At 64.0% G+C, this 17,608-nt stretch carries 16 protein-coding genes and 1 pseudogene; 8 read left to right on the top strand and 9 right to left on the bottom strand.

All coding sequences use genetic code 11. The features are described from left to right. Window positions 1-129: 129 nt before the first annotated feature. Window positions 130-1,146, top strand: coding sequence for a porphobilinogen synthase (hemB, locus tag Q1M07_RS10960; protein ID WP_300453895.1), 1,017 nt, complete (start codon window positions 130-132; stop codon window positions 1,144-1,146). Here the strand turns inward: hemB and Q1M07_RS10955 are convergent. From Q1M07_RS10955 to argB, 4 genes are read right to left on the bottom strand one after another with little or no spacing between them, the layout of a single operon-like run. Beyond that, window positions 1,130-2,227: an acyltransferase gene (locus Q1M07_RS10955; protein ID WP_300453893.1), complete on the bottom strand. Its 1,098-nt coding sequence runs from the start codon at window positions 2,225-2,227 to the stop codon at window positions 1,130-1,132. The genes hemB and Q1M07_RS10955 overlap by 17 nt on opposite strands. After that, the gene (locus tag Q1M07_RS10950) at window positions 2,220-5,828 is read right to left on the bottom strand and encodes a PAS domain S-box protein (protein WP_300453892.1); all 3,609 of its coding nucleotides are present in this window, start codon (window positions 5,826-5,828) and stop codon (window positions 2,220-2,222) included. Before Q1M07_RS10950 ends, Q1M07_RS10955 begins: the two co-directional genes overlap by 8 nt. A gap of 19 nt (window positions 5,829-5,847) precedes the next feature. Next, window positions 5,848-6,507 (bottom strand): pyrimidine 5'-nucleotidase, encoded by a 660-nt coding sequence (locus Q1M07_RS10945; protein ID WP_300453890.1) that lies wholly within the window; start codon window positions 6,505-6,507, stop codon window positions 5,848-5,850. Window positions 6,508-6,517: 10 nt separating this feature from the next. After that, a complete protein-coding gene (argB, locus tag Q1M07_RS10940; protein ID WP_300453887.1) occupies window positions 6,518-7,405 on the bottom strand; it encodes an acetylglutamate kinase in 888 nt (295 codons plus the stop codon). A 119-nt stretch (window positions 7,406-7,524) separates the two neighbouring features. On the opposite strand from argB, the gene gluQRS reads away from it, so the two are divergent. Then, the gene (gene gluQRS / locus Q1M07_RS10935; protein WP_300453884.1) at window positions 7,525-8,487 is read left to right on the top strand and encodes a tRNA glutamyl-Q(34) synthetase GluQRS; all 963 of its coding nucleotides are present in this window, start codon (window positions 7,525-7,527) and stop codon (window positions 8,485-8,487) included. Here gluQRS and clsB read toward each other — a convergent pair. Next, a complete protein-coding gene (gene clsB / locus Q1M07_RS10930) occupies window positions 8,469-9,629 on the bottom strand; it encodes a cardiolipin synthase ClsB (protein ID WP_300453882.1) in 1,161 nt (386 codons plus the stop codon). The two genes, gluQRS and clsB, sit on opposite strands and share 19 nt — an antisense overlap. A gap of 51 nt (window positions 9,630-9,680) precedes the next feature. Continuing rightward, window positions 9,681-10,502 (bottom strand): mechanosensitive ion channel family protein, encoded by an 822-nt coding sequence (locus Q1M07_RS10925; RefSeq protein ID WP_300453879.1) that lies wholly within the window; start codon window positions 10,500-10,502, stop codon window positions 9,681-9,683. 278 nt (window positions 10,503-10,780) lie between these two features. On the opposite strand from Q1M07_RS10925, the gene nirJ reads away from it, so the two are divergent. Both nirJ and Q1M07_RS10915 read left to right on the top strand, forming a co-directional pair. Then, window positions 10,781-11,974, top strand: coding sequence for a heme d1 biosynthesis radical SAM protein NirJ (gene nirJ, locus Q1M07_RS10920; protein WP_300453877.1), 1,194 nt, complete (start codon window positions 10,781-10,783; stop codon window positions 11,972-11,974). Continuing rightward, window positions 11,974-13,560: a nitrite reductase gene (locus Q1M07_RS10915; protein ID WP_300453875.1), complete on the top strand. Its 1,587-nt coding sequence runs from the start codon at window positions 11,974-11,976 to the stop codon at window positions 13,558-13,560. Before nirJ ends, Q1M07_RS10915 begins: the two co-directional genes overlap by 1 nt. Here Q1M07_RS10915 and Q1M07_RS10910 read toward each other — a convergent pair whose 3' ends face one another. Then, window positions 13,561-13,980 carry a hypothetical protein gene (locus Q1M07_RS10910; protein WP_300453872.1) on the bottom strand — a complete coding sequence of 140 codons (420 nt, stop codon included), beginning with the start codon at window positions 13,978-13,980 and terminating at the stop codon, window positions 13,561-13,563. Between the two features lie 89 nt (window positions 13,981-14,069). Here Q1M07_RS10910 and Q1M07_RS10905 point away from each other — a divergent pair, with 89 nt between their 5' ends. From Q1M07_RS10905 to Q1M07_RS10895, 3 genes are all read left to right on the top strand, one after another. Next, on the top strand, window positions 14,070-14,504 hold the full coding sequence (locus tag Q1M07_RS10905) for a DUF192 domain-containing protein (RefSeq protein WP_300453870.1): 435 nt from the start codon (window positions 14,070-14,072) through the stop codon (window positions 14,502-14,504). Window positions 14,505-14,530: 26 nt separating this feature from the next. After that, window positions 14,531-15,136, top strand: a complete 606-nt coding sequence (locus Q1M07_RS10900; protein ID WP_300453868.1) for a chorismate lyase — start codon at window positions 14,531-14,533, stop codon at window positions 15,134-15,136. 258 nt (window positions 15,137-15,394) lie between these two features. Next, entirely contained in the window at window positions 15,395-16,813 is a 1,419-nt protein-coding gene (locus Q1M07_RS10895; RefSeq protein WP_300453865.1) for a DEAD/DEAH box helicase, read from the top strand. Between the two features lie 20 nt (window positions 16,814-16,833). On the opposite strand, the gene Q1M07_RS10890 is transcribed toward Q1M07_RS10895, so the two are convergent. Together Q1M07_RS10890 and Q1M07_RS10885 are read right to left on the bottom strand one after the other, a co-directional pair. Further along, a complete protein-coding gene (locus Q1M07_RS10890) occupies window positions 16,834-17,151 on the bottom strand; it encodes an Ig-like domain-containing protein (protein ID WP_366984079.1) in 318 nt (105 codons plus the stop codon). Then, window positions 17,148-17,339 carry an Ig-like domain-containing protein gene (locus Q1M07_RS10885; protein WP_300453861.1) on the bottom strand — a complete coding sequence of 64 codons (192 nt, stop codon included), beginning with the start codon at window positions 17,337-17,339 and terminating at the stop codon, window positions 17,148-17,150. The genes Q1M07_RS10890 and Q1M07_RS10885 overlap by 4 nt, the downstream gene beginning before the upstream one ends. A gap of 55 nt (window positions 17,340-17,394) precedes the next feature. On the opposite strand from Q1M07_RS10885, the pseudogene Q1M07_RS10880 reads away from it, so the two are divergent. Continuing rightward, a pseudogene (locus Q1M07_RS10880) lies at window positions 17,395-17,529 on the top strand (RNA-binding protein); the annotation flags it as partial. Window positions 17,530-17,608: the final 79 nt, after the last annotated feature.

Raw genomic sequence — 17,608 nt, 5'->3', positions numbered from 1 at the left:
GTAAAGCGGGAGATGGCCTAGCCATCCGTTGACTAGGAGTTGGCCGTCGACCCGGGAGTTCCCGGGTCGGATCGGTCTTTCGATCAATTGTCTCTATGTTGTCACGCAAACCATTCACGACGCTAATCCATGAACTATCCAGGAAACTTCCCGGCGACGCGCCTGCGTCGCATGCGCCGCGACGCTTTCTCGCGTCGCCTGATGCGCGAATCGCGCCTGGCGGCCGATGACCTGATCTACCCGGTATTTGTGCTGGAAGGCGTCGGGCGCCGCGAGCCCGTCCCTTCGATGCCGGGAATCGAACGGCAGAGCATCGACCGGCTGCTGAAAACGGCCGAGCAGACGCTCGGCCTCGGCATTCCGGCGCTCGCCGTGTTTCCGGTGATCGATGCCGCCGGCAAGACGCCGGGAGCCGAAGAGGCGTACAACCCCGATGGCCTGGTGCCGCGCGTCGTCGTCGCGCTGAAGAAGGAATTTCCCGAGCTTGGCGTGATCACCGACATCGCTCTCGACCCCTATACCAGCCACGGGCAGGACGGCCTGATCGACGCCGACGATCCGCGCGCCTACGTGTTGAACGACGAAACGCTCGAGGTCCTGGCGCGACAGGCGCTGCTTCATGCGCAGGCCGGGGCCGACGTGGTGGCGCCCTCGGACATGATGGACGGCCGGGTGGCCCGCATCCGCCGCGAACTCGATGCGGCTGGACAGGTGCACACGCGAATTCTCGCTTATTCGGCCAAGTACGCGTCCAACTTCTACGGCCCCTTCCGCGACGCGGTGGGTTCGGCCGGCAACCTTGGCCGGGGCGACAAGCATACCTACCAGATGGACCCGGCCAACAGCAACGAAGCGCTGCGCGAAGTGGCGCTCGACATCGCGGAGGGAGCCGACATGGTGATGGTCAAACCGGGAATGCCTTACCTCGACATCGTTCGAAGGGTGAAGGACGAGTTCCAGTTTCCCACCTACGTCTACCAGGTCAGCGGCGAGTATGCCATGCTCAAGGCAGCGGCACAGGCAGGTTGGTTGAACGAGCAGGCCTGCGTTCTCGAAACGCTGCTGGCTTTCAAACGGGCGGGTGCCGACGGCATCCTGAGTTACTTCGCCCTCGCGGCGGCGACTTGGCTCAAGTCTTCCGACTGAACGCGAACGTCGGGCCAAAGCGACGAAGAACGCTCGGCAAGCGGCTTTCGACAAGGCGGTAGAACAGCGCGCCGGCGATCAGGCTGGCCAGCCAGGCGACGAGCATCCCGATCAGGCCGACCGTTGGATCAGGCGTGGCAAAGCGCGCGAACAGGCCGCTGATCACCAGACAAACCGGGAAGTGGACCAGGAATACCGAGTAGGAGATCTTCCCCAGGCGGGCGATCCAGCGCCCACCGGGCCAGCTTTCGATGAAGCCGGTTCGGCGCGCCAGCGCCAGCACCAAAGCCACGGCCAGGGCCAGGGCGATGCGTGACCGGTAGTCCAGAAGCAGCGCGGCGATCACGGCAGCGACGATGAGCAACAGCCAACCGGCGGCCGCTGACCGATTCGACACCCAGTAGACCAGCGCCCCCAGCGCGTAGGAAGCGAAGAAATAGACACCCCAACTATCCCAATCGGGGTCGCGATTGAAATGGTACAGCGACGCCAGCGCCAGAACGGCAACCAGCAGGCGGCCAAGTAGGGCGACGCGCGCGGCATCGCGCGCGAGGCGGCGCGCCAGCCAGAGTATGCCGACCAGCAAGAGATAGAGTTGGAAGTCGATGGCGACGTACCAGACCCCCGCCGACAGACCCTCGTAGCCGAGGAGGCTCTGTAGCAGAAGCGCATGCGCGACGACCTGCGGCAGCGTTGGCGGGCCCGGCAGCGAGTCGTGCGTCATCAGACCGCGGGCGACGGCGGCACAGCCGATGGCGAGCAATACGGCAGCCAGATAAGGCACGACCAGTTTCAGATAGCGCTGCCAAAGAAGCCGCAGCGGCCGGGTCGTCAGCAGCGTGCCGGCGGGAGCCAGACCTTGCGCAGCGAGAAAGCCGCCAATAACCAGAAAGGCCTGCACGGCGAGGCGTGCATGCTGGCTCAGACCGGAAATCAGGGCTGGCAGCAGCGGGTAGGCCTGATCGGAGAGCGGTCCGTAAAAGGCCAGGTGATGCAGGACGATCAATTGCGAGGCCAGCGCTTTCAAGGCATCGACAAAAGCCAGTCGCCGCGCCGGGCCGGGCGTGAAAGGCTCAGCCATCGAAGAAGCGCGCCTGATACTCGGCAAAGGGCATCGGCCGGCCGCGCAGGTAGCCCTGCATTTCGTCACAGCCTTCGCCGGTCAGGAAAACGCATTGCGCGTTGCTCTCGACCCCTTCGGCAATGACTGTCAGCTGCAAACTATGGCCCAAGGCAATCACCGCACGTGCGATGGCGCAATCCTCGGTATCGTTGGGCAAGCCACGCACGAAGCTTTGGTCGACCTTCAACTTGTTCAAGGGTAGACGCTTGAGGTAAGCGAGAGAGGAGTAGCCGGTACCAAAATCGTCGATCACCAGGCTGACGCCCATCGCCCTGAGATTGCCCAGCACTTGGACACTATTCTCGGCCTGGTTCATGATCGCGCTCTCGGTGATTTCGAGTTCGAGGAGACGGGCTGGCAGGCGCGACAGCTCAAGGGTTCGGCGTACGGTTTCCTGGATTCGCCCACGCGCGAACTCGACGCCCGACACGTTGACCGAGAGGACTCCCGGCCGGTAGCCGGCGGCCACCCAGGCGGCCCACTGACAGGCCGCCGTCGCCTGAACCCATTCACCGATCGGTACGATGAGGCCGGACTCTTCGGCCAGCTTGATGAACTCCCCAGGCATCACCAGCCCCTGCTGTGGGTGCACCCAGCGCACCAGCGCTTCGGCACCGACCACTTCGCCGTCAGAAAGCGAGAATTGCGGCTGCAGATAAACGCGTAGTTCGCCACGCTCGATCGCCCGCCGCAAATCGGTTTCCATCTGCAGGCGGGCGAGCGAAGTCTGGGTCAGGTCTTTGGTAAAGAATTCGTAGGCGTTACGGCCACGCTCCTTGGCCCGATACATCGCGACGTCGGCATTCTTCATCAAGGTTTCGGCATCCGCTCCGTCCTGCGGGAAAACGCTGATGCCAATGCTGGCGCCAACGAAGAACTCATGCTCGACGGTAACCGGCGATGCCTGCAGAACGTTGAGGATCTTGTCGGCGATGTGCGAGACGTCCGTCGGCTGGCTGATATCCTCGATGACGATCAGGAACTCGTCGCCGCCCAGTCGGCCGACGGTATCCGATTCGCGCATCTGCCGGCTGAGTCGCCAGGCGACTTCGCACAACACGCGATCGCCGACCTGATGGCCGAGTGTGTCGTTGATGTTCTTGAAACGATCGAGATCGATGAACAGCACGGCGAGTCCGGTCCCGTCGCGGTGTGCGCGCTGCAGCGCCTTGTGCAGCCGGTCGCCAAGCAGCAGGCGATTGGGCAGGCCGGTCAGAGGGTCGTGGTGCGCCTGATGATCGAGTTGATCGTGCGCCCGGCGTAGTTCGGTGATGTCCGAAAAGACGCCGACGTAGTGTGTCAAGCGGCCGTCCTTGTCCTTGACGCTGCTGATCGTCAACGACTCGAGAAACGAGCGGCCGTCCTTGCGCCGGTTCCACAGTTCGCCCTGCCAGCGTCCGCAACTGCTCAGCGTTTGCCACATGTCCAAATAGAAAGCACGATCCTGCAGCCCGGACTGGAGGATTCTCGGGTTACGCCCGATGACCTCTTCTTCGCTGTAGCCAGTAATCTCGGTGAAAGCGCGGTTGACGGCAATGATGTTTCCGTCCGGCGCGGTAATGGTGATGCCTTCGGTACTGCTGTCGAAAACCGTCGCCGCTTGCTGGAGGCGCGTTTCCATTCGTTTGCGTTCGGTGATGTCGAGCATCACGCCGACCAATCCGCCACCGGTTTCGCCGCGCTGGCCGTAGGTTGCCTTGTGGACGATGACCTCACGGACCTGGCCCTGGGCATCGAGCACCTGAGATTCGTATACGTGCGAACCGGAACGTTCGAAGAGTTCGTCGTCGGCCGCTTGCTCTTGATCGGCAAGATTCCTGGGGGCGAAATCGTAGACGGTCGCTCCGACGACTTGCTCGCGCGTTTTGCCGATCATTCTGAGGAAGGCCTGATTGCAGCCGAGGTAGCGCCCTTCCCGGCTTTTGTAGAACACCGGCCCGGGGATGGCTTCGATGAGTTGGCGCAGGAAATGAAGCTGTTGCGACAACTCGAGCGTGCGTTCGGCGACCCGTTGCTCGAGTTGCAAATGACTCTGTCGCAGCGCCTCTTCGGCGGCCCGGCGAGCCGTGACGTCCTCGAACAACCAGACATGGCCTTCGTCGGGGTTTGCCGGATCGAGCAGGCTGCCGGTGACCTGGCACCAGATCGGCAGCCCTTTGGCGTTGCGGTATTCGACCTCGCTGACGAATTTTCCCTGTTCGGCGATCACCGCATGAGCACGCTCGCCGGTTTCCCGCCAAGCCGCTTCGCTGGCAAAACAGATGCGGGTCGACTGCCCTATCAGTTCTCCCGGCTGATAGCCCAGTATCCTCTCGAAACTCGGATTGCAGCGCTTGACGATACGGTCCCGCAGAAAAGCGATGCCGATCGGGGCGCGTTCGAAAATCAAGGTCTGCTCGCGCAACAGGGCATCCATCGCCCGGCTTGCCTGACGCCGCTCGGTGACGTCCTCGAACAGCCAGACGTGCCCCTCGTCGCGGTTCTCCGGGTTGGCCAGGCTGCCGGTGACCTGACACCAGATCGGCGTTCCATCGGCCTTGCGGTACTCCAGTTCATCGGCGAAGTTGCCGCAATCCTCGATCATCAGGCGAGCCTGCTCACCTTTCTCCCGCCAGGCATGTTCGCTCGAAAAGAAGCGGCGTGTCGATTGGCCGATCAATTGTCCCGGCGCGTAGCCGAAGATCCTTTCCAGACTCGGATTGCAGCGCTGAATGATGCGATTGCGCACAAAGGCAATCCCGATCGGCGCTCCTTCGAAGATCAGCGTGTGTTCCCGCAGCAGGGCATCCATCGCCGCCGCCGCCGCGTGCTTCTCGCTGATGTCTTCGTAGAGCCAGACGTAACCTTCATCGGGGTTCTCCCGATTCATCATGCTGCCGGTGATGTGGCAGCGGAAAGGCGTGCCGTCACGGCGATGGAAAACGACGTCGCCATGAAAAATGCCGGTTTCGGCGATCGCCGCGTAGGCCTGGCGGCCGGTTTCCAGCCAGGCCTCCTCACTCGGGTAATAGAGACGCGTCGATTGGCCGATCAACTCGCCCGCGGCATAACCGAGAACCTCCGCGAAGCGGCGGTTGCAGCGCTGGATGATGCGATCGCGCAGGATCACGATACCGGTTTCGGCGTTCTCGAATATGAGTTGCTGCTCGCGTAGCAAACGCGCATTGCTGTCGCGTGCGCTAACTTCGGGCGTGATGTCGCGAACGATCCAGACGGTTCCCAAGCGGGGATTCGCCGGCTCGATCGTGCGGGCGATCAGGTGGGCGATGAAAGTGCTGCCGTCGCGACGTGCCAGGCGGGTTTCGAGGTCGACAACCTTGCCAACGCGTAGCAGCGGACGCACCGTCTGCCGCAGTGAATTGCCCGCTCCGTTGCTCGGCAGGAAAACCGCGTCCGGCTGACCGAGCAGCGTTCCCGCCGGCCAACCGAAAAGCTCCTCGGCACGTGCGTTGCAGCGATATACGCTGTGGCGGCAGGTACACACCACGGCGATTCCCGCGTCGTCGAGAATGGCTTTGTATTCAAGCAGTTTCTTTTCCGGCGAGCCTGGGTCTAACATGGCGATCAGAGCGCTTTCGTCACGTCACCGCTTGCAAACGCGGCAGATGGTGCGGCAGATCAAGGATTGAAACCAGACGCAGGTCTACTCCGGGCGGGCGCCGCGTGGCGCGGCTCACCCATACCGTTTTCATGCCGAGCCGCTTGGCGGTACGCAGGTTGGGCAAGGAGTCCTCAACCATGATACAGCGCTCTGCCGGCAGTCGCTCGCTGTGCAAGAGGCGACGAAAACCGCCAATCGCCGGCTTCGGTTGAAAGCGGAGTCGCTCGACCGAATAGACGGCCGCGAAGCAGTCGCGGATCCCGCCGAGTTCGAGCACCGCTTCGCTGTAGTGCAGCGGTGCATTGGAAAAGACGATTTTGCGCCCCGGCAAACGGCGAAGCATCGCTTTCAGGCCAGGCTCGAAGATCAGCATGTGCTCGAGGTCGGGCAGGCGATGGGTGTACTCGAGAAAGTGCCGCGGGTCGGTTCCGTGATGACGCATCAGGCCGAGCAGGGTAGCGCCATAGCGTTGCCAGTAGTCCTGCCGGATACGGGTCGCTTCGTTTTCGTCCACCCCCAAGTGTTCGCGGATGTAGCTTGCCATCGAGCGATTGATATGGGGGAAGATGTGCGGACTGGCGTCGTGCAGTGTATTGTCGAGGTCGAAAAGCCAGACTAGGGAAGCGGCTTTCAGCACAGTTACCCGATCAGTGAGACTTGATCATCGTCCCGACGCCGTGGTCGGTCAGGATTTCCAGCAAGAGCGCGTGTTCGACACGGCCGTCGATGATATGTACGCTCTTCACGCCGTTGCGCGCGGCATCCAGCGCCGCCGAGATTTTCGGCAGCATGCCGCCCGACAAGGTGCCGTCGGTGACCATGTCGTCGATCTGCTTCGGCGTCATGCCGGTGATCAGGTTGCCCGCTTCATCGAGGACGCCCGGCGTGTTGGTCAACAAGACCAGCTTCTCGGCCTTGAGGATTTCGGCAATCTTGCCGGCCACCACATCGGCATTGATGTTGTAGGTTTCGCCGCTCTTGCCGACGCCGATCGGCGCCACCACCGGAATGAAACCGCCCGCTTCGAGATGCCCGATCAGTGACGGGTCGATCTGTGTGATGTCGCCCACCTGGCCAACGTCGATCAGATCTTCGCCGTCGTCCTGGTTGGCCAGCATCAACTTCCTGGCGCGAATGAAACTGCCGTCCTTGCCAGTCAGCCCGACAGCTTTGCCGCCGGCCTGATTGATCAGATTTACGACGTCCTTGTTCACCTGACCACCGAGCACCATCTCGACGATCTCCATCGTTTCATCGTCGGTCACTCGCAGTCCCTGGACGAAGCGCCCCTTCTTCCCCACCCGGCCGAGCAGACTCTCGATCTGTGGCCCGCCGCCGTGCACGACGACCACGTTCATGCCAACCAGCTTGAGCAGCACGACGTCGCGCGCGAAGCACTGCTTGAGCTTCTCGTCGGTCATCGCGTTACCGCCGTACTTGACGACGATCGTCTTGCCATGGAAGCGTTTGATGTACGGCAGCGCCTCGGCGAGAATGGCGGCTGCGTCGGAGGGAGTGATCAAGCGAGCGGTCATGGCCACAGTCCTGATGATGACCGCTGGATTCTACCCGGCGCCGGAGCAAATAAAAAGGCGGCCCGTGGTCGGCGTTTCCGGCCGCGCAGCGACCACACGTCCGCCGTTACCGGGAAGACATGAGATTTTCGAGACCTGTCACGCATGGCGATCCTGTGCACTACCGTGGCCGCTTTGCGCCTTCGCCGACGGGGCCCCTACACTTCGGTTCGCTGGTCGCCGCCGTCGGTAGCTATCTCGATGCCCGCGCCAACGGCGGCGAATGGCTGTTGCGTATCGAAGACATCGATCAGCCGCGGACGGTCGCCGGCGCCACCGACGCCATCCTGCGCACTCTCGAAGGCTTCGGTTTCGAGTGGGATGGTCCGGTGCTCGTCCAGAGCCAACGTCTTGCCGTCTATCGTGCGGTCCTGCTCGACCGACAGGCGCATGGCGACGTTTATCCCTGTGCCTGCTCGCGGCGGGAAATCGCCGCACTGTCACCGCCGACGGCGGTGGACGGCGGACTGGTTTACCCCGGAACTTGCCGTGCCGGCTTGCCCGGCGCAAGTGTCGCCCGCGCTTGGCGGATGCGCGTCCCGGATGGCGAGATCGGTTTCCAGGACCGGGTCCACGGTCTTGTGCGGCAGAATCTCGCGCGCGAGGTCGGTGACTTCATCCTGCTACGCGCTGACGGGCAGTTTGCTTACCAACTGGCAGTGGTCGTCGACGATGGCGCGCAAGGCGTCAATGCGGTCGTTCGCGGCGCCGACCTGATCGACTCGACGGCGCGCCAGATCTGGCTGCAACAGCGCCTGGGACTACCGACGCCAAGTTATGCGCATCTACCGGTGGTTACCACGGCGAGCGGCGAGAAACTTTCCAAGCAGACACGCGCCCGCGCCGTCGACCCCGCGGCCGGCAGCGTGCCGCTGGCCGCGGCGCTGGAATTTCTTGGTCATCCCGTGCCACCGGAAATCGCTCGCGGGCCGCTGGCCAACTTCTGGGGCTGGGCGACCGCGGCGTGGTCGATGGCGCGGGTGCCGGCACGGCGCGGCGCGTGTCCGCGCGCTGACGCGGCGAATCAGCGCTTGCCGCCGTAGCCGGCGATCCCGACCAGCATGCGGACCAGGTTGTAGCTCGCCCAGCGCAGCAGGCGGGCCGGCCAGCGCAGCCGTTTCCAGTTTTCGGCGTGGAGTTCGTGCGCGCCAATTCGCATTGCTTGGCGAAGGCTGTTGCGCAACTCCTCGGCGAAGCCGGCGTCCTGAACGACGACGTTCGCCTCTCTGGCCAGCAGCAGGCTGAAGGGATCGATGTTCGACGAGCCGACGGTCGCCCAATGCCGGTCGATGACGGCCACCTTGGCGTGCAGGAAACTGCGTTGGTACTCGAAGATACGAATGCCGGCGGCCAGCAACTTGCTGTACAACGCTTGCGTGGCATAGTGCAGCAGGCGGTACTCGACGCGCCCCTGCAGCAGGATGACCACTCGTACTCGGCGCCGCACCGCCTCGTGCAGCGCCTTGCGGAAGCGGCGGCCGGGCAGGAAGTAGGCGTTGGCGATGATGATGTCTTCCTGCGCGGCGGCGATGGCCGCCAGATACGCTTCTTCGATATCGCGCCGGTGGCGGATGTTGTCACGTACCAGGAAGGCCGCCGTTTGCGTGCCGCGTGCGGCCGCTTCGCGAGGCGCGCGGCGGCGCAAGCGGTAGCGACGATTGAGTCTGGCCCATAGCACGAGTTCCCACAGCCGCTGCAGCGCCTCCTCGATCGGTCGTAGCAAGGGGCCTTCGACGCGTACGGCGTAGTCGTAGCGCGGTGGCACCTGGTGCGGCGTATTGAGGTCGTCGATCACGTTGATGCCGCCGACGAAAGCGATTTCCCCGTCGATCACCACCAGCTTGCGGTGCAGGCGGCGCAGGCGATGGCGCCGCAACTGGAAGCGCGCGATGTCGGGACGGTAGACGAGCGCCTGTACGCCGGCGGCGACGAGCCCCGGTTGCAGCCGGTCGGCGAACTCGCGCGCGCCAAACCCATCGACGAGGACGCGGACTGTGACGCCACGTCGCGCCGCGCGGATCATCGCGTCGGCGACTGCGCGTCCTGTGACGTCGTCCTCGAAAATGTAGCTTTCGAGGTGGACTTCGTGCGTTGCGGCGTCGATCGCCTCGATCAGCGCCGGGAAATACTCGGCGCCGCTGTTCAGCAGCGTCAGCCGGTTGCCGGGCAGGAACTTGGGCGTCATCGCAGCGGGCCGTCGCTTCCCGGTTACCTGCCCGGCGGGCTGCCGTCCGGCCTACTGTTGATTGACGAAAACGACCTGCGCCGGCATCGGTGCCGGGAAACCGGCCGCCGCGAGTGACTCGCGGATGAGGCGGTTGGTGTCGAAGTAGACCTGCCAGTAGTGGTCGTTATGACAGTAGGGACGCACGGCCAGCACCGGACCGACGAGATTGAACTCGAGGATTTCGACGTCCACCGCCGGCGACGACGTCACATTGGGAATCGCCGCGATCTTCTCGCGCAGCAGAGCCATCGCCGTGACATGATCGGCCGCTCCCGACAGTTGCGCTTTGAGGTCCACCCGGCGATACGGGTTGGTCGAGAAGTTCTGGATGGTGTCCGAGAAGATCTTGTTGTTGCCAACCAGCGTCAGCACGTTGTCCGGAGTGTTGATCGCCGAGACGAACAGGCCGACCTCCTTGACCGTCCCAGTGATGCCGCCGACCGTCACGAAGTCGCCGACCTTGATCGGCCGCAGAATGATCAGGAAAACGCCACCGGCAAAGTTGGCCAGCAGGCCCGACCAGGCGAGCCCGATGGCAACGCCAGCGGCGGCGAAGAGTGCCGCGAAACTCGTCGTCTGAATGCCGAAATAACCCAGGATGCCGATCACCAGCAGGATGTTCAGCGTCACGTTGATCACCGTGCCGAGATAGCGCATGATCGTCGCATCGACCTTCTGGCGCTCCAGCGCACCCTGGATCAGGCTGCCGACGCGGCCGATCAGCCAGCGGCCGATGACCCAGAAAGCAATTGCGGCGGCGACCTTGATGCCGAAATCCGAGGCGTATTGGATGGCCAGATCCTGCCAACGCGAGATGTCCTGCGCATTCATGGTGTGCTCCTGACGGATTGAGGGAGTCGCCAGTTTCCCATCGTCGCCCAGGCAGTGCAAGCCCCTGGCCCGGGCACGGGCACGGGCAAATCGGGCGTGGCGCGCCGCACGGTGTCACTCGTCGTCGCCAGTCGTGCCAGGTGTGCGAGAATCGGGCCGTCTGGCGCCACCGTCGCCGACGTCTTGCCGTTGCGCTGGCTCAGTGGCTTGATCCACGTCAATGCGGCGCCGCGTGCCGTATTCTTTAATGAGCGGATTTCCTTTTCCTGGCCAGCAGAATGTTTCGCCTCTCCCAGTACGTGCAGGAACTGTCGGCGCCGCAGCAACCCGGGCCAAGGCGCAACCCGCCGGCGCCGGTGGTGATCTGGAATCTCATCCGACGCTGCAACCTCACCTGCAAGCACTGCTACTCGATTTCGGCCGACAAGGACTTCCCCGGCGAGTTGACGACCGACGAGATCTTCGTCGTGATGGACGATCTAGCGCGCTTTCGCGTTCCGGTACTGATTCTGTCGGGCGGCGAGCCACTACTGCGCACGGACATTTTCGCGATCGCCAGGCGAGCCAAGTCGATGGGCTTCTACGTCGGCTTGTCATCGAACGGAACGCTGATCGACGCCGCGAACATCGAGCGCATCGCCGAATGCAATTTCGACTATGTCGGCATCTCGCTCGACGGCATTGGCGCCACGCACGACAAGTTTCGCCGCAGCGCCGGCGCCTACGACGCGTCATTGAAGGGCATTCGCCTGTGCCGCGACCGAGGCCTCAAGATCGGCGTTCGCTTCACGATGACACAGGACAACGCGCAGGATCTGCCGCGCCTGCTCGCCCTGATCGAGGATGAGGGCATCGACCGCTTCTATTTTTCGCATCTCAACTACGCTGGCCGCGGCAACCGCAACCGCCAGGACGACGCCCAGCATCGCCTGACGCGCTGGGCGATGGATCTGCTCTTCGCCACCTGCCTGGATTACCAGCGGCGGGGTCTGCGCAAGGAGTTTACTACCGGCAACAACGACGCCGATGGTGTGTATTTCCTGCACTGGGTGGAGAAGAACTTTCCGCCACAGGCGGCCAACATCCGCGCCCGTCTGGTGCAGTGGGGAGGCAATTCATCGGGCGTCAACGTGGCCAACATCGACAACCTCGGTGACGTACACCCCGACACCATGTGGTGGCACTACAGCCTCGGCAACGTTCGCCAGCGCCCGTTCTCCGAAATCTGGACCGACCTCTCGGATCCGCTGATGGCCGGCCTCAAGCAACACCCACGAAGCGTCTCCGGACGCTGCGGCGAGTGTCAGTATTTCGATATCTGCAACGGCAACACCCGTGTGCGGGCTCAGCAACTGACCGGCGACGCCTGGGCCGAAGACCCCGGCTGCTATCTCGACGACGAAGAGATCGGCGTCGCGCCCGGTCGCGAACGCGTTCCCCTGACCCCCTACATCAAGATCCGGAGAGCGTGATGACGCCGCGCCGAGTTCTGCTGCTGGTTTGCCTCACCAGCCTCCTGGCCGGCGGCGCCTGGCCGGCGGCGGCCGACGTGGCGGCACTGTACCGCGAACACTGCGCCGCCTGCCACGGCGAATCCCGCCTGGGCGGAATCGGCCCGGCGCTGTTGCCGGAGAACCTCGAACGTTTGCGCAAGGCAGACGCCGTGAAAGTGATCCGTGACGGGCGCGTTGCGACACAGATGCCGGCCTTCGGCGACAAGCTGAGCGCCGACGAGGCGCAGCATTTGGCCGACTGGGTGTATGCCAAAGTCACCCCCTCGCCGGCCTGGGGTGAAACCGAGATTCGCGGATCGCAAGTCGTCGACACCCTGGCCGCCGAAAAGCCCGCGACCCCTGGCCCCGGCCTGAAGGGCGCCGATCCGCTGAACCTGTTCATCGTCGTCGAGACCGGCGACCACCACGTGTCCGTGCTGGACGGCGACAAGCTCGAACGCCTGCATCGTTTTCCGAGTCGCTACGCCCTGCACGGTGGCCCGAAATTCTCGCCCGACGGCCGCTTCGTCTATTTCGCTTCGCGTGACGGCTGGATCACCAAGTACGATCTCTACCACCTGGCGGTCGTCGCCGAGATACGCGCTGGCCTCAATACCCGTAATGCGGCGGTTTCCGGCGACGGCAAGTGGGTCATGGTGGCCAACTACCTGCCACATAGCCTGGTGCTGCTCGACGCCCGGGATCTCTCGCTGGTCCGGATCATCCCGACGCTGAATGCGGCCGGCGACAAGACATCGCGCGTCTCGGCGGTCTACGATGCGGCACCGCGCAAGAGCTTCGTCGCGGCGCTCAAGGACGTTCCAGAGGCCTGGGAGATCAGTTACGACCCGCATGCCGAACCGCTCGCCGAAGGGCTGGTGCACGACTTCCAATACAAAGAGGGAGAATTTCGCCCGGCAATGTTTGTTCCCCGGCGGACGATGCTGGAGCAACACCTCGATGACTTCTTCTTCACCCAAAGCTACGACGAAATCCTCGGTTCGTCGCGCTCGGCGACCCGCGGCCAGGTAATCTTCCTCGACGGGCGCAAAAAAATCGCCGACCTCGACCTGCCGGGAATGCCGCATCTCGGTTCCGGCATCACCTGGAAGTGGAAGGATCCGACCGGCCGCGAACGAACGGTGATGGCCTCGCCGAATCTCAATGAAGGCGTCGTCACCGTCATCGACCTCGAGAGCTACCAGAACATCAAGCAGATCCGGACGCTCGGTCCGGGTTTCTTCATGCGCAGCCACGAAAACACTCCGTACGCCTTCACCGATTCGATGATGAGCCCGCAACACAAGAACACGCTGCAAGTGATCGACAAGCGCACGCTCGAAGTCGTCGCGCAGATCAAGGCGGAACCCGGACAGACGCTCGCGCATGTCGAGTTCACGCGGGACGGACGTTACGCGCTGGCCAGCCTGTGGGAGATGGACGGCGCCCTGGTGGTGATCGACGCCCGAACGCTTGAGGAGGTGAAGCGCATTCCGGCCAGGAAACCGGTCGGCAAGTACAACGTCTGGAATAAAATATCGCGTTCCGAGGGAACCAGCCACTGATCAACGATCGGCGATCAGGGCCGTGCCGGCGGCGCGGCAGCCCACACGGGGCACTGGCGCCGAAAGCGAAATGTCGAGAGGCTTGCCCATGAGAAAGAACGTTTCCACGCCGTGGCGGTGCCTGGCTGCTGCCGGATTGTCACTCTGCTGCGCTACCGGCCTGGCGGTACCAAAAGCCGCCGAGCATGAGGACGCGCCGGTCAGCTTTGGCGAGGCCGCGCCGCCACCGAAGCCGACGAGCAAGGCCACTACCAAGCTGGCGACGCCCGCCACGACGCAAACGGCCGCACGCTCGCCGGCGGCGAGAAAACCCGACTCGGCGGCAACCCGGGCCGCGAAACCACAGGCGACGGCCAAGACGGGGGCCACCGCCAAGCCCGCCGTCAATGCCCCCGCCAAACCCAGAGGAACGGCACGCAAGAAGTAGCCAGAACGCCGGCCGCCAGCGTTCCGCGCCGCACCGACCGCTATTTCCCCCGAGACAAGACCGCCAACAGCCGGAGTCCGCAATGCACCAATCTGTCATGCTCGCCCTGGGTCTGCTGGCGCTGCCGCTGGCGGCGGAAGAATTGCCGCGCGTCGAGCTGACGGCCGGTTTCTATCGCATCGACGCCGAAGTGGCGGCCAACGATGCCCATCGCGCGCGGGGTCTGATGCATAGACGCAGCTTGCCGGCCAACCAGGGAATGCTCTTCGTCTTCAGCCAACCGGCACGCCACTGCATGTGGATGCGCAACACCTACCTGCCGCTCTCGGTGGCATTTCTCGACAACGAAGGACGCATCCTGAACATCGAGGACATGCAGCCGCAGACGGAAGACAACCACTGCGCCGCGCAAGCCGCGCGCTACGCGCTCGAAATGAATATCGGCTGGTTCGCAGGCAAGGGAATCAAACCGGGCGCGCGCGTCAACGGTATCGACAAGTCCCCGCGTCCACGGTAAGCACCGCCCACCCCGCGTCGAAAGGAATGGCCATCGCTCGCCGGCAGGACTGGCGCTCCAGCCTGCCGCGCACGCCCGATAACGTGTCGCTGCTCGACTGGTTGCGCAACCGCGGATCGCTGACCGCCCGCCTCCAGGCGCGAGGCCGTTTCGCCGTGCGCGTGCTGCGCCAGCAGCTGGCCAGCCCGACGGCCGACGAAGCGCGCGTGCTCGGTCTCGATTCCGGCGCTCTCGCCTGGGTGCGAGAGGTGGCGCTGACCTGCGACGAGCGGCTCGTCGTCTTCGCGCACACCGTTCTGCCGCGGCGACCGCGCGGACCGCTGAGCGTCTGGCTGGCGCGCCTGGGCAATCGTTCTCTCGGCGCGCTCCTGTTTTCGCACCCCGGCTTCACGCGTGGCCTGATGACCTTTCAGCGACTCGATCATCGCCACGCGCTCTACACGCCGGCGTGCGCGGCCCTGCAACTCGCCGAAGCGGATTCGCCCATCCTTTGGGCCCGTCGCTCGCTTTTTGGTTTTGCCGGACAAACCGTACTGGTAAGCGAGATCTTTTCGCCGCGGCTGCGGGAACTGCCCGAGTCGAGCGAGGAGTCGGGCAAAGAATTCTGGACCGCGGAACGACCAATGTTATAATGCGCGCCGCACCGGGCAGCAGAGACTGCCAAGTGCGACGAGCATCGCGAACCTGGCCGTAACTCTCAAGCCCTCCTGCCTCCTGGTGTCGATTCCTTCAGCACCGCCCTGGCACAAAGCTTCCGTGCTGATGGGTGCTGAACTCTCTGGATCGATCAGAGTCGTCTCAGCTTTTTCGTTGGTTGGCGTTGCGCTTTTTCTATTGCCGCGTGGCCTGCCCTGACGGCAGCACGCCGCACCTCCCTACGAAAGACGAGAATGACTTTTGCAGAAATCGGCCTCCACCCGGCCATCCTTGCCGCACTCACCGATTCCGGCTACAGCGAACCGACACCGGTACAGCGCCAAGCCATCCCATTCGCCATCGCTGGCCACGATTTGATGGTTTCGTCGCAAACCGGTTCAGGCAAGACCGCCGCTTTCATGCTACCGGCGCTGCATCGTTTCGCTTCACCGGAGCGCCCGGCGACGGCGCGGCCGGCCGAACGGAGCGCCGCGCGGCCACACGGCCACGACCGTCGGCGCTTCCAGGCGGCGCAACCGAAAATGCTGGTCCTGACGCCGACCCGCGAACTGGCCTTACAGGTCAGTGCGGCGACCGAGAAGTACGGCCGTCGACTCCAAGTGCGCGCCGTGGCCATCCTCGGCGGCATGCCTTACCCCAAGCAGATGGAACTCCTCGGCCGCAACCCGGAGATTCTGGTCGCCACGCCGGGTCGCCTGATCGACCACATGAGCTCGGGCAAGATCGATTTCTCACAACTGCAGATCCTGGTCCTCGACGAAGCCGACCGCATGCTCGACATGGGCTTCATCGAAGATATCGAGAGAATCGTCGCGGCAACTCCCGCTTCACGTCAGACGCTGCTCTTCTCGGCGACGCTCGACGGCAACGTCGGCGAGCTGGCGCAACGGATGACACGCGCCGCACTGCGCATCCAGGTCGATGCCTGCTCGGCGAGGCACGACAACATCGAGCAACGCATGCACTTCGTGGACGATCTCGCGCACAAGAACCGTCTGCTCGACCACCTCCTGCGCGACGCGACGATCGACCAGGCTCTGGTGTTCACAGCCACCAAGCGTGACGCCGACACGGTCAGCGACCGCCTCAACATCGCCGGACTCAATGCCGCGGCGCTGCACGGCGACATGCATCAGGGAGCGCGCAATCGCACGCTTGCCGCGATGCGTCGCGGCCAGGTGCGCATTCTGGTCGCGACCGACGTCGCCGCGCGCGGAATCGACGTGCCGACGATCACGCACGTCTTCAACTACGACCTGCCGAAGTTCGCCGAAGACTACGTGCATCGCATCGGTCGCACTGGCCGGGCGGGTCGCAACGGCTTGGCCATTTCGCTGGTTCATCACGCCGAACACTTCAACGTCCGAAAGATCGAGCGCTTTACCAAACAGTCGATTCCGGTCGAAATCGTAGCCGGTCATGAGCCGACCCGGCGTCCAGCGCCGGTCAAGCCTCGGCCGGTCGGCAAGTCCGCCTGGAAAAGCGGCGACAAGCGCAGCCAAAGTCAACCGAGCGGACGAAGCGACAAGCGTTTCGGCTCACCTGCCACGCCCAGGCAAGACGGCCCGGGCCGCGCAGCGTACCACGAAGCAGCCAAAGGCAGTCACGGCGGCGTCGCCAGCGGCAGTCGGCGAACCTATGGCGATCGCTGAGCATTTTCTCGCCGGGATAGTCAGTCAGGCTGAACGCACCGGCATGTCGTACTGCCGGACGAGTTCCGAAACGGCGTTCGATGACGCCACGACGAAAGCGGCGGCAGCCAATTGACGACCGTGCCGCCGCGCTTGTCGATCGCCCGCGCCGTGAAGCTGTAGACGCCCGGCGCCAGGCCGTAGGCCTCGGCAAGATGCGGCGCATCGAAGGTCGTCGCGACCCGGGCGGAGTCGCGGTAGAACTCCACTCTGGCTACCAGGCCATCGGTGTCGGAGGCGATGGCGGAAAGACTGACGTTACCCGGCGGGCCGACCGCGCTGTTGTTGGCCGGTGTCAGCAGGCTGAGACCGGCAACTGGTTGACGGAGACGGTCACGTTGGCGGCCGGCGAGGTCTTGCTGAGGCCCTGGGTGCTGTAGGCCTTGGCGGTCAGGCTATAGGTGCCGGCGCCGACATTGTTCCAGGTGAACTGGTACGGCGGCGTCAGCACGGTCGCCAGGAGCGTGGCGCCATTATAAAACTCCACCTTGGTGATCCTGCCGTCTTCGTCCGCGGCGGTCGCCGCGAGCTGGATGGTGGCCGGGGGGGGGGGGGGGGGGGGAGAAGAAGGTGGATACGGGGGGTGTGGGGCCTCTCTTACCATATTTCTCGCTGGGGGGGGCGTCGGGGGGCGTGGGGGGGGGGGGGGGGCGGGGTGGGGGGGGGGGGGGGGGGGGTTTTTTCTTATATATTTTCTTCTCCTTGGGGGCGCGGCGCCGCCCCCCGCCGGCAGAAGCGAGTCTGGTCAACTATCTG

Origin of the sequence: Accumulibacter sp. (assembly GCF_029255285.1) — a bacterium.
Taxonomy (GTDB): domain Bacteria; phylum Pseudomonadota; class Gammaproteobacteria; order Burkholderiales; family Rhodocyclaceae; genus Accumulibacter.
This window is presented reverse-complemented; position numbering and strand designations above follow the sequence as displayed.